Source organism: Prochlorococcus marinus XMU1405 (assembly GCF_017696275.1).
GTDB lineage: Bacteria > Cyanobacteriota > Cyanobacteriia > PCC-6307 > Cyanobiaceae > Prochlorococcus_A > Prochlorococcus_A marinus_AB.
In genome coordinates this window covers 247,079-258,616 of sequence record NZ_JAAORF010000003.1, presented here as the reverse complement: position 1 = coordinate 258,616, position 11,538 = coordinate 247,079, and the positions used below count along the sequence as shown (strand labels likewise).

The window sequence follows — 11,538 nt, the reverse complement described above, 5'->3', positions numbered from 1 at the left end:
AAATTAAAATATTTATTTAGAAAATTTAAGACTGATTTGCTTCACTTGGATGTGTGATTACTCTATCAATTAAGCCATAGTTTTTTGCTTCTTCCGCACTTAGAAAATAATCCCTATCGGTATCCTTTTCAATTTTCTCAAATGATTGGCCTGTCATATCTGCCATAGACATATTTAACATATCTTTAATTCTTAAAATTTCCTTAGCTTCTATTTCAATATCACTTGCTTGACGTTGAGAAGTTCCTCCTAGGGGTTGATGAATCATTATTCTGCTGTGAGGCAAAGCAACTCTTTTACCTTTTGTGCCAGCGGCCAAAAGGAATGCTCCCATTGAGGCTGCGAGGCCTACGCAGATTGTTACTACATCACTTTTTACGTATTTGATTGTGTCATAAATAGCCAAGCCAGCAGTAACTGATCCTCCTGGGCTATTTATATATAGATAGATAGGTTTGGAATTATCATCAGAATCAAGATAAAGCATTTGTGCAACAAGGCTATTAGCAATACCATCATTAACTTCCTGTCCAAGAAAAAGAATTCTTTCAACACCTAGTCTTGTGTATATGTCAACCCATCTTTCGTATTGACTTCCTGGAAGTCTATAAGGCACGCTTGGAGTTCCTATTGGCATGATTTTAAAATAGTTTTGTGAAGGTTAAATTTTTTTTGGTAAATCTTTTTGACTTGTGAGTATTCTATCGATAACTCCATAATCAAGTGCTTCTTGAGGGTTGAGATAACTCATCCTGTCAGAGTCTTTTGAGAGTTCTTCGATAGTCTTTCCAGTATTACGAGATAAAATCTCCAGCATTGATTTTTTATTTTTCAAAACTTCCTCAGCTCTTATTTGGATATCGGTTGCTTGACCTCTTGCTCCGCTTATAGGTTGATGTAACACAATAGAAGCATGTGGTAGAGCGGCTCTTTGTCCCTTAGTGCCAGCTGAAAGGATAACTGCAGCAGTCCCCATTGCTTGTCCGATACATATTGTGTGTACTGGAGGCTTGATATAGCTTATTGTGTCGCAGATAGCGAAAGCTTCTGTTTCAAAACCAACTGCATCACCGGTGTACCAACTTGTCCCTGTTGAATTGATATAGAAATAGATTGGTTTTTCTGGATCCTCAAACTCTAGATAAAGAAGTTGAGCAATGATTAGCTCAGTCACATCCATTCCTAGTTGTCTTTTCGCATCATCATCAGAAAATAACGGTAAACCAAGATAAACTATTCTCTCTTTCAGTAAAAGAGAGGGGAGATCAGGGGGAGGAGTCCTCATAACGGTGTTTTCGCCGTAATAAGGAGCAGATACAGTCATTTGTATCAAAAAAATAGGATTGATTTGATTCTAGCTAGATTTAACCCTGTGTCGCTGGTGATTTAAAAGATTTGTTTGACTCAGGATTATTTATCAGTTTTCCAAAGACCAGTCTTCCTGTGGGAGTTTGTAGTGCTCCTGTTACAACAATATCTAATCTCCTTCCGACAAAATTCTTTGCTTCATCAATAACAACCATTGTCCCATCATCTAAATATCCTATACCTTGCATTTTTTCTTTACCCTCCCTTACGATTTTTATATTAAGTGATTCTCCTGGCTGTACTTCTGGTCTTAAAGCAATAACTAGATCACTTAAATTCATAACTTTTAATTCTTTGACTTCTGCAATCTGTGAGAGATTATAATCAGCGGTAATTAAAGTTCCTGTCATATCCTCGGTTATTCTCAAGAGTTTTTCATCTACACCTTTACCTTCATACTTTGTTGGGTTTATTACAAGTCTTCTTCCGTATAAATCTCTTAATTCTTTCAATAACTTGAGACCTCTTCTACCTTTAGACCTTTTTTCATTACTGCTGGAATCTGCGAGTGTTTGTAATTCATCAATTACACATTGAGCAACAATTAATTGTCCTTCCAATAATCCACAACTTAATAAGCCATTTATTCTGCCGTCAATAATTACACTGGTATCTAGAATTTTTGGACTTGCAGCAGGGAGTATTCCTTCATTAACTAGATATGCATCAGTATTATTTGGATTGAATAATCTTAATAATGTCCTTCCATGGGTATCGGCTAACTTATACCCAAGTGCACCAAAGAAAATATTGCTTAATATGGCTGCTAAGGGCTTTGCAAAAAAGACTTCTCTAGGGAATGGAATTAATAGTATTGGAGCAAGAAGGAGATTCGCAACAAGTAATCCTAAAATCAATCCAACCGACCTACTGATTAATAAATCCGTAGGCATTGTTCTTATTTGATCAAGAAAAGTTTTTCTAAGTTGAAGAAATACAAAACCAGCCGCTAATCCTACAAAAAAACCTATTATTGCTAAAACAATTCTAAAACCTTCTACATTAGATACCTGTTTAAGTATGTCCACTGGCAATAAATCAACACCAAGCCATCCTGAAGCAGCTCCAGACAATACAAATAAAATTAATACTAAGATATCTGTCATATCTATAATCTACTAGGATTTATTAATTGAGTAAATAAGGATTTAATTTTTTTCGATCCTAAATACTTTTTTTGGAGCTTAAAAATGAATTTAGATTATGAATAAGTTTCCAAGGAGTGCTTATGTGCACATACCTTTTTGCCACAGAAGGTGCTTTTATTGTGATTTTGCTGTTATTCCACTAGGAAACAATGTTGAAACTTTACAAGGTTATGGAAGCAAAACTGTTAAAGAGTATTTGCATTTTTTATACAAAGAAATATTGTCAATTAAGCATAAATCACCTCTATCGACAATCTATATAGGAGGAGGTACTCCATCAATTTTAGATCCCACTCAAATCAAAGAATTAATCGATCTTTTTAAAGAAAATTATGGAATTGACTATGGTGCTGAAATCACTATGGAGGTTGATCCAGCTAGTTTTACTCAAGATGATCTTTGTGGATTCATAAATGCTGGGATAAATAGATTTAGTCTCGGAGTACAAAGTTTTAATAATCAGATACTTCAAAAGTCGGGAAGGCGTCATTTGAAAGAAGATGGAGAAAAATCTTGTTTATGGTTGAAGAGCAAATATGACTCTGGATTAATAAAAAGCTGGAGTTTAGATTTAATTCAAAACTTGCCACTTAGTGGATTTAAAGAATGGCAAGATGACTTAAAAAAAGCAATAACATTTTCGCCACCTCACCTATCTATTTACGATTTAAATATTGAGAATGGCACTGTTTTTAAAAAATTAGTCAATTTAGGTAAATTAAAACTCCCGAGTGATGAACTAGCTTTTAGAAATAGTAAATCAACTCATCTAATTTTAAAAAACTCAGGGTATTCAAGATATGAAATCTCAAACTATTGCCTCCCCGGACATCAATCGAGACATAATAGAGTTTATTGGAGTGGTTTAGGCTGGTGGAGTTTTGGTCAAGGTTCTACTAGTTCACCTTGGGGGGAAAAGTTAACTAGACCAAGAGTTAGTAAAGAATATAAAGAATGGGTAATTAAACAATATGATTGTAATTTAGATTCATCCCTTACTAATAAGGAGTTTGTATATAAAGAACTTGATGAAAAAATAATGTTGGGATTAAGACTTAAAGAGGGTTTAGATATCAAAGAATTGTTTAAAGAACAAAACTGGGAAAACAAAAAATTTGAAAGCAACTTTAGTAAATTACTTGAAGAATGGGAAAGATTTCTTGATAGTGGACTATTAGTAAGAAAAGGAAATAGATTCTTTTTAAGTGAGCCTAGAGGAATGGAACTAAGTAATCAAGTTCTTGTTTCTATGTTTAAGTGGTGTGATGAGATTATTTAAGATTAACTATATCCTTTCTGACATAGCTAAAAAATTGATATCACTTGTTTTATGAGAATTTTAGATAATAAAATAAATCCCTTCAGAAACTTCTTTACCTACGGCTGTTAATGCTGAAAGTCATTGGTTGATAATTCAAATTACTAAAGGAGGAGGATATAATTCAATTGAAAAAATTGAAATGGCTAGTGCAGAGGCCTGTGAAAAAGAAGGCAGACGTTGGGAGAACAGCCTAACTCAAGGATGTAGAAGTGACAATAGAAGATTTCATTGCATTGTAGGTAAATAAATGAAACGCTTACTAGATACTTTATATTCTTACAAACTATTGCAAATAATATATTCTTGGCGAATTGATACTTATGACAAAATGTATGTGGTTAGTTAAGCCTTTCAGATTCTACCCATTCTTTTAATTTATCCTTAAATAATTTCTTTCCTTGGATAATCGGTTGGCAAAATGGTGGTTGATCATCATTGAGGCCTAACAAATCTGCAGTAACTCTTACTTGCCCATCGCAATAATTACCTGCACCGATACCAATTATGGGAATTTTTAAAGAATTTTGTATTTCTTTAGCAAGTAAATCAGGAATATGTTCAAGAACTATTGAAAAACATCCTAATTCTTCAAGAATTGAAGCCTCTTTCTTTATTTTTTCTTGGCTTGATAAGCTTTCTCCTTGTTTTTTTAATCCAATATTTAGATAGCTTTGTGGTGTAAGGCCTATATGACCCATAACAGGGATTCCCATTCTTATTAATCTAGAAATAACTTTTTGTATTTCTGGTTCAGCTCCTTCTACTTTGACAGCTTTTGCATAAGTGCTTTGAATGATTTTCCCCGCATACTCAACAGCTTTATCCTCTCCACATTGGTAAGTCAGAAAAGGCATATCTGAAACGACTAAAGGTTGTTCCTCAATTTTATTCTTAAATCCTCTTGAAACAGCATTAGTATGATAAATAATGTTTTCTAAAGTTAATGGCAATGTCGATTTGTATCCTAAGCAGACCATTGCTAATGAATCTCCTACTAGTACAAGATCAACATTTGCTTGTTCGGCAATAGATCCTGATATGGAGTCCCAAGCAGTTAGTGCAATGATTTTGCGAGATTTTTTTTTATAATTAACTAGGTCTGAAGGCAACATAATAAATTTATGTATCTTTTTTAATCAAGAATTGCTAGTATGTTTTTGACTCGGCCTTTCGCGGTTTTAACGCCTAAACCTGGTCAGGACCGGAAGGTAGCAGCCACAAGGGATGCTTGAGGCAGGCGAGATAACCGAGTCACTCTATTTTACCTTTTAACCTATATCTTTTTTATTTTGCCTTAATCTCAAAAACTCAGGAATACTTGCTCCTGATTCTTTATTGTCTGAAAAATTATATAAGGGTTGATTAGATAATCTGTTTTTTATTCTTTGCTGGTTTAATGGCTGGGTCATTTCAAATCCTGTAGCAATTACAGTAACTTGTATCTCCCCTTCCATTGCCTCATCGACAACTGCACCAACAATAATATTTGCTTCTTGATCAACAACATCATAAATAATTTCAGATGCGGAGGTCATGTCTTCTAAAGTCATGTCTTTGCCACCAGTAATGTTTATAACGCAGCCTTTAGCTCCATCAATTCTGGCTGCTTCTAATAAAGGACTATTCATTGCTGCCTGTGCTGCCTCTATAGCTCTCGATCTTCCTGAACCTATACCTATTCCGAGAAGAGCAGTGCCAGCTTCCGTCATGACTGATCTTACGTCTGCAAAATCAACATTAACTAGTCCCGGACAAGTAATTATGTCACTAATGCCTTTGACGCCCATCCTTAGAACATCATCAGCATTTCTAAATGCTTCTTGCAGGGGAGCTCCTGCAATGACGTCTTTTAATCGGTCATTTGGAATAACTATAAGAGTATCAACGTTTTCAGCTAGTCTTGCGATCCCCTCCTCTGCTTGACGCATTCTTCTTTTACCTTCAAAAGAAAATGGTTTAGTTACTATACCTACTGTTAGAGCCCCACTTTGTTTGGCTACTTCTGCAACTACGGGAGCTGCTCCTGTACCAGTTCCTCCACCCATTCCAGCGGCTATAAAAACTAGATCAGATCCTTCTAAAGCTTGCTGAAGCTCTTCTTTGGATTCTTCGGCTGCTTTTTGCCCAATACTTGGATTCCCGCCTGCACCTAAACCTCTAGTGAGGTTTTGTCCAAGTTGAACTCTACTCTCTGCAGAAGATTGAAGTAGGGCTTGTGCATCGGTATTGAGGACTCTAAATGAAACACCTTCTAGATCACTGTTTATCATTCTATTGACTGCATTACTGCCACCACCTCCTACACCAATAACTTCTATTTTGGCGTTCTGGCTTGGAAGGATTTCTCTCGATTGATCAAAGTTTGGATTGTTACCGAAGCTCATCTCTTAATAGGAATCTAATACTAGTATTGGGTGCATTATGAACTTACTGAGCTCATCTGTAGGAATTTGTTGAGGAAAATCCTAAAAATATTTATTTATTAAATATTTTGTTTTGAATGCAAAGCCCATATCAACACTACAATAATTAAAAAAAATTACTCAAAACCCTTTTTCAAATATTAGGGTTTGAACACTTTTATTTTTGGTTTATTTGGATCAGTAAGATCAATATTATCTATTTTTTCATAAAAGTTATTTCTCTTAAATTCATTTTTTAAGTTATTGATTATTTGTAATTGATAGTTGATTAGATTTGGATTAAATCCTAATAATATTGTTTGTAAATCTTTTTCCTCAACAGTTAGAAAACCATTTGGTGAAAAAGAAATTTTGACGATATCGAAATTATAATTCTCTTGAGCTATAAAAATTTCAGATAATACTTTTTTGAATTTTTCTTTCCATCCAAAAACTTTTATCGTTAATCCATTAAATTTTTTTTCTTCAACATTTTGTTTTTCGATGAAAATCCCATCTTTATCAATAAAGCCAAATATTTTTTCTTTATTCAATAATCTTTCGCCGTAAGCTATTGGTGTTCTTGTATTAACTTTGACTTTCAATCCAAAAGGAAATAATTCTCTGTTTGCAGAAATATTCTTGAGTGACAAATTTTGTTTTAACTCTTTTTCTAAAAAATATGTATTAATTAGGATTAATCGGATTGGAAATTTTAAAGATGAATTTTTTTCAATATCATTCTGTGAGAATAATTTACTTCCAGAAATTCTAATGTCCTGAATATTAACTTTTTTTAGTGTTTTTAGGCTTATTAAGCTTGTTGCAAATAAAAATAAAAGTAGTAATAAAAAGCTTCTATTTTTTATTGTTTTTTCGTATTTCACAAATCACATCTAGCTTTTTCCATCAATTGCTCCATCCATTTTCTAGCCTGGTCTGCATCTGAAAATGGCACATCCATCTCTTTCCCATCCCCTACTAATCGTAACCTGCACTTTCCTTGAGATTCATTTGTAAGTGGAGCTTCTCCAGAAGTTAGTGCCATTAATTCAACTAACTCTAGTTTCTTAATTGTGAAACTATCTTTTTCTTCAAATGTACCAGCTTCAAATTCACTCCACTTTAATTCCCCATCCTTTAAGGATGCTGCACCTGAACTATCTAACTTACAAAGTTCAGAACCACTGGCCCATTTCCTAAAAAGATTTTGCCTTCTTCTTTCTAACCATCCTAGAGCAGTTAATAATATAAAGATAAAAAGCAATGGTAACCAAAGAAGTCCATGCAACATTTGATTTGAATTATAAATCTAAAGATATATCTACCAGTTTAGCCACAAGTTGATCAATATTTAAACCAGAAGCCTTCCAAAGCATTGGAAACATACTCTTATTTGTGAAACCAGGAATTGTATTTATTTCATTTAGTAAAATTTTATTTGAAGATTTTTCTAAAAAGAAATCTACTCTTGCAAAACCGAAAATATTTAGTGCTCTACAACTTTTAATGGCAATTTCTTTAATTTCTTGTGTGATTTTAGAATCTATTTCAGCTGGGATAATTATTTTATTATTTGAGTGATATTTTGAATCGTAATCATACCAATCACTTTCGTAATTTACCTCGCCTATCTCAGAGGTTAAGAGTTTTGAATTCCCAATTATTCCGCATTCAATCTCCCTTACCTCTAAACCTTCCTCTATTAAGATTCTTGGATCTATTCCCCGAGCCTTTTCTAATGCTGGTAATATTTCCGATTCATTTTTGACTTTGGAGATGCCAAGAGATGATCCAGAGTTTGATGGTTTAACAAAAACAGGAAATTTTAATTTTTTAAAAATTTCATTAATTATTTTATTTTTTACTTGCTTATCGTTGAGATCTTCATTTTGAAAAACTAGATAATTAACTTGTGGAAGTTTGAGATTTGAGAAAATTGTTTTCATCAATATTTTATCCATTCCAAGTGCAGAGCCAATAATTCCGCACCCGACTAAAGGTTTCTTTGTAAATCTAATTAAGCCATGAATTGATCCGTCTTCACCATTAAATCCATGTAAAAGAGGAAACCAAACATCAATATTTTGAAATTCAATTCCATCAAGGAAGTTTATTCTTTCTCGATTAAAAATTTCTTGTTTTTTTGTTTTATAGTTTTCAATTTCACCAATTAGGATTTTTTCTGAAATATCACTATCAAGCCAATCTCCATATTTATTTATGTAAAAGGCTTTAACTGTAAATCGTTCTTTGTTTATTTGTGTATTAAATGCTTGAAAAACTGTTTTTGCAGAGCATATCGATACTTCATGTTCATTAGAATGCCCGCCAAATATTAATCCAATACATTTTTTCTTTCCTCCAATCATTTAAACAAAATTTATAAAGAAAGTTGTCCTGTTAAAGAAAAAGGTCTTGCTTCATTTATCCTGGCATTTATCTCATCTCCTAAGGAAAAATTAAAGTTAATGTTTTTGGGAATCTCTACGAAAGTTAATCTATTTGTTCTAGTTCTACCCATAATTTGAGAGGAATTTTTTGGATTTAAACCCTCAATTAAAACGCTTTCGATATTATTGACATATCTTTGATTTCTACTCCTAGCAGTTTTCTCGACCAAATTATTAATTTCCTGTAATCTAGCTTTTTTTACCTCTTCCGAAAGTTGATTCGTCCAAACTGCTGCAGGCGTATTTGGTCTTGGAGAATATGCTGCTGTATTCACCTGATCAAAGCCAATTTCTGATATTAGCTTTAATGTATCTTGATATTGTTGCTCGGTTTCTCCTGGGAAAGCAACTATTGCGTCAGCTGTGATTGATGCATCTGGCATTAATGACCTTATGTTCTCGATAATATTTTTATACTTTTTAATAGAATAACCTCTGGACATTTTCTTTAAAATTTCATCATTTCCACTTTGGAAGGGGATATGGAAATGTTCACAGACTTTATCAAGTTCATAACAAGCTTGAATCAACCTTTTTGAAAAATATCTTGGATGACTAGTAGCAAATCTTATTCTGCGAATTCCTTTAACATCATGAATATAATACAAAAGATCAGTTAGGGTATTCTCTTTTCTTCCTTCTTTTGTAGTTCCTGGAAGGTCTCTACCATAAGCATCAATGTTCTGACCTAAAAGAGTAATTTCTTTAAAATTATCATTAGCTAATTTTTGGATCTCACTTTTTATCGCATTTGGATATCTTGATTGCTCTTTCCCTCTGACAGAGGGGACTACACAATATGAACATCTTTCATTACATCCATAGATGATATTAACCCAGCCACAAATAGAGCTTTCTCTTCTGGCACTTGTTATATCTTCAGAGATAAAGGTTTCTTCTGTAGCAGCAACTTGATTTCCTAAATCAACTTTTCCCAGAAGATTCTCAAGGTTATTTACATGTTGAGGGCCCATTACTAGGTCAAGTTCTGGGACTCTTCTTAGTAAGGATTCTCCCTCTTGCTGCGCAAGACAACCTGCAACAACAAGTTTTAAGTTAGGTGTTTTGTGCTTTCTTTTTGCTTGTCTTCCTAGAAAACTATAAACTTTTTGCTCTGCATTATCTCTAATAGTGCATGTATTGTACAAGACCAAATCGGCATTTAATTCATTATCTGCTCTGGTGTATCCCATTTTCTCTAATGTCCCAGCCATTCTCTCAGAATCAGCCTTGTTCATTTGGCATCCAAATGTGGTTATCCAATAACTGCCAGTAGTTGAATTCTTTTGAGTTTTTTTTTCGTCTAGTTTTGTTTTTGTTAGCACTTTACTAGGAATTTTTTATGATTCTTTAATTCAAAATTACAAGTTAAATAATTTTGCTGCAATATTTTTGAGGGCGAGCGAGGGGATTCGAACCCCCGAATAGCGGCGCCACAAGCCGCTGCCTTAACCACTTGGCGACGCCCGCCTCACATTTATAAATTTAACAACTCAAGGGTAATTTTTCATAGTTATTTTTATCTTTTAGAGAAATTTGAATTATTTTCTAATTCAGTAAAGTTTTCTTATGATTTAAAATAAAAGAAAAATTTAAAAATTTGAATAATTCCGGCACAGCTGAGGTTCTTATTCCCAGAAGCCTTTGTTTAATAGAAGATATAGATAACCTCATTATCGATGTAGAGGATTTATGTTCAGTTTCCATTAGTTGGGAGGATGGATTTGTTTCTGAGTTAAAGCCTTTAAAAAATAAAATTACAAAACCAAAAAATATTTTATTCCCAAGATTTGTTGAAACGCATTCGCATTTTGATAAATCTTTTACATGGGCAGACTTTCCTAATCTGGAATCAAACTATCGAGGAGCATTATCAGTAAATCTTGAAGAACATAAAACTAGAACTACAGATAAGGTTCTTGAAAGAGTTGAGAAATCATTAAAACTTGCTATACAAAATGGATACCGAGCAATTAGAAGTCATATTGATACATACAAAGGTCAATCTATTGATATTTGGATTGAACTTTTTAAATTACAAAAAAAATTTTTATCTGAGTTGACTTTACAATACGTTGCTCTAGCTCCATTGGAATTCTGGGATACAACTGATGGAGAAGATTTGGCAAAAATATTTTTCTCTAATGGAGGCATTTTAGGAGGTGTTATTGTACCTCCTTTTAATAAAAAAGATACAAGCAAATTTCTAGCAAAGATGCTTCTTCTTGCGAGAAAATATAAATTAGAAATTGATTTGCATATAGATGAATCAATTATTGAACCTGGAGCGGGGATAAAAGTTTTATTAGAAACAATCGAAAATTTAAATATTAATAGTATTCCGATCACTTGTAGTCATTTGAGTAGTCTTATTTCTCTAAGTAATAATGAGATTACAAATTTAGGGGAAAAAATGGCTGAGAAAAATATTAAGGTTATTGCCTTACCCCTAACAAATTTTTGGCTGCTCAATCGAAGTAATAAAACTACTTCATTAAAAAGACCAGTTGCGCCAATAAAGCAATTACAAAAATCACATGTGGATGTATCTCTTGGTAGTGATAATGTTCAAGACCCTTGGTACCCATTTGGTAATTTTGACCCTTTTTATACGTTGTCCTGCTCGATGCCTATGCTTCAACTAAATCCCTGGGAGAGAATGACTCTGTCTTCTATTTTTTTAGCTCCAAGCAGATTATTAAATTTAAAATGGGATGGTTTAATTAAAAAAGGTTGTCCTGCTGATTTTGTGATTTTAGATGCACAAAGATGGGCAGATATTTTTTCGAGCAATTTAAAGAGAAAAGTATTTATAAACGGCGAATTATATTGCTAATTGGCTAATT

The 11,538-nt window shown here is 33.3% G+C and carries 12 protein-coding genes, 1 tRNA gene and 1 other RNA gene; 4 read left to right on the top strand and 10 right to left on the bottom strand.

Features of this window, described 5'->3' with window-relative positions; translation table 11 throughout:
• Window positions 1-25: 25 nt before the first annotated feature.
• From HA148_RS07350 to HA148_RS07340, 3 genes are read right to left on the bottom strand one after another with little or no spacing between them, the layout of a single operon-like run.
• On the bottom strand, window positions 26-637 hold the full coding sequence (locus HA148_RS07350) for an ATP-dependent Clp protease proteolytic subunit (protein ID WP_002807795.1): 612 nt from the start codon (window positions 635-637) through the stop codon (window positions 26-28).
• Window positions 638-661: 24 nt separating this feature from the next.
• Window positions 662-1,324: an ATP-dependent Clp protease proteolytic subunit gene (locus tag HA148_RS07345; protein WP_209131540.1), complete on the bottom strand. Its 663-nt coding sequence runs from the start codon at window positions 1,322-1,324 to the stop codon at window positions 662-664.
• A gap of 40 nt (window positions 1,325-1,364) precedes the next feature.
• Window positions 1,365-2,474, bottom strand: coding sequence for a PIN/TRAM domain-containing protein (locus tag HA148_RS07340; protein WP_209131538.1), 1,110 nt, complete (start codon window positions 2,472-2,474; stop codon window positions 1,365-1,367).
• A gap of 97 nt (window positions 2,475-2,571) precedes the next feature.
• On the opposite strand from HA148_RS07340, the gene hemW reads away from it, so the two are divergent.
• Window positions 2,572-3,795, top strand: coding sequence for a radical SAM family heme chaperone HemW (gene hemW, locus HA148_RS07335; protein WP_209131536.1), 1,224 nt, complete (start codon window positions 2,572-2,574; stop codon window positions 3,793-3,795).
• Between the two features lie 127 nt (window positions 3,796-3,922).
• Window positions 3,923-4,084, top strand: a complete 162-nt coding sequence (locus HA148_RS07330) for a hypothetical protein (RefSeq protein ID WP_245152040.1) — start codon at window positions 3,923-3,925, stop codon at window positions 4,082-4,084.
• 91 nt (window positions 4,085-4,175) lie between these two features.
• Here the strand turns inward: HA148_RS07330 and panB are convergent, their stop codons facing one another.
• Complete coding sequence (gene panB / locus HA148_RS07325; RefSeq protein WP_209131534.1) at window positions 4,176-4,949, bottom strand: 3-methyl-2-oxobutanoate hydroxymethyltransferase; 774 nt, start codon at window positions 4,947-4,949, stop codon at window positions 4,176-4,178.
• Between the two features lie 47 nt (window positions 4,950-4,996).
• Between panB and ffs the strand changes: the two genes are divergently transcribed.
• Window positions 4,997-5,093: signal recognition particle sRNA small type (gene ffs / locus HA148_RS07320), an RNA gene on the top strand.
• Window positions 5,094-5,105: 12 nt separating this feature from the next.
• On the opposite strand, the gene ftsZ is transcribed toward ffs, so the two are convergent.
• From ftsZ to HA148_RS07290, 6 genes are all read right to left on the bottom strand, one after another.
• Window positions 5,106-6,221, bottom strand: a complete 1,116-nt coding sequence (gene ftsZ, locus HA148_RS07315) for a cell division protein FtsZ (RefSeq protein ID WP_075536832.1) — start codon at window positions 6,219-6,221, stop codon at window positions 5,106-5,108.
• 179 nt (window positions 6,222-6,400) lie between these two features.
• On the bottom strand, window positions 6,401-7,126 hold the full coding sequence (locus tag HA148_RS07310) for a cell division protein FtsQ/DivIB (RefSeq protein WP_209131532.1): 726 nt from the start codon (window positions 7,124-7,126) through the stop codon (window positions 6,401-6,403).
• The gene (locus HA148_RS07305; RefSeq protein WP_209131530.1) at window positions 7,123-7,533 is read right to left on the bottom strand and encodes a hypothetical protein; all 411 of its coding nucleotides are present in this window, start codon (window positions 7,531-7,533) and stop codon (window positions 7,123-7,125) included. The genes HA148_RS07310 and HA148_RS07305 overlap by 4 nt, the downstream gene beginning before the upstream one ends.
• Before the next feature lie 10 nt (window positions 7,534-7,543).
• Entirely contained in the window at window positions 7,544-8,611 is a 1,068-nt protein-coding gene (locus HA148_RS07300; RefSeq protein WP_209131528.1) for a D-alanine--D-alanine ligase family protein, read from the bottom strand.
• Between the two features lie 11 nt (window positions 8,612-8,622).
• The gene (gene miaB, locus HA148_RS07295; RefSeq protein ID WP_209131525.1) at window positions 8,623-10,017 is read right to left on the bottom strand and encodes a tRNA (N6-isopentenyl adenosine(37)-C2)-methylthiotransferase MiaB; all 1,395 of its coding nucleotides are present in this window, start codon (window positions 10,015-10,017) and stop codon (window positions 8,623-8,625) included.
• Between the two features lie 72 nt (window positions 10,018-10,089).
• Window positions 10,090-10,162 (bottom strand) — tRNA-His (locus HA148_RS07290).
• A 130-nt stretch (window positions 10,163-10,292) separates the two neighbouring features.
• Between HA148_RS07290 and HA148_RS07285 the strand changes: the two genes are divergently transcribed.
• Entirely contained in the window at window positions 10,293-11,528 is a 1,236-nt protein-coding gene (locus HA148_RS07285; RefSeq protein WP_209131523.1) for an amidohydrolase family protein, read from the top strand.
• The last annotated feature ends 10 nt before the right edge of the window (window positions 11,529-11,538 follow it).

Bases quoted from the DNA above. Each gene is read 5' to 3' on its own strand.
- panB (WP_209131534.1), bottom strand. From the start codon at position 4,949: ATGTTGCCTTCAGACCTAGTTAATTATAAAAAAAAATCTCGCAAAATC.
- HA148_RS07305 (WP_209131530.1), bottom strand. From the start codon at position 7,533: ATGTTGCATGGACTTCTTTGGTTACCATTGCTTTTTATCTTTATATTA.
- HA148_RS07350 (WP_002807795.1), bottom strand. From the start codon at position 637: ATGCCAATAGGAACTCCAAGCGTGCCTTATAGACTTCCAGGAAGTCAA.
- hemW (WP_209131536.1), top strand. From the start codon at position 2,572: ATGAATAAGTTTCCAAGGAGTGCTTATGTGCACATACCTTTTTGCCAC.
- HA148_RS07345 (WP_209131540.1), bottom strand. From the start codon at position 1,324: ATGACTGTATCTGCTCCTTATTACGGCGAAAACACCGTTATGAGGACT.
- HA148_RS07340 (WP_209131538.1), bottom strand. From the start codon at position 2,474: ATGACAGATATCTTAGTATTAATTTTATTTGTATTGTCTGGAGCTGCT.
- HA148_RS07300 (WP_209131528.1), bottom strand. From the start codon at position 8,611: ATGATTGGAGGAAAGAAAAAATGTATTGGATTAATATTTGGCGGGCAT.
- ftsZ (WP_075536832.1), bottom strand. From the start codon at position 6,221: ATGAGCTTCGGTAACAATCCAAACTTTGATCAATCGAGAGAAATCCTT.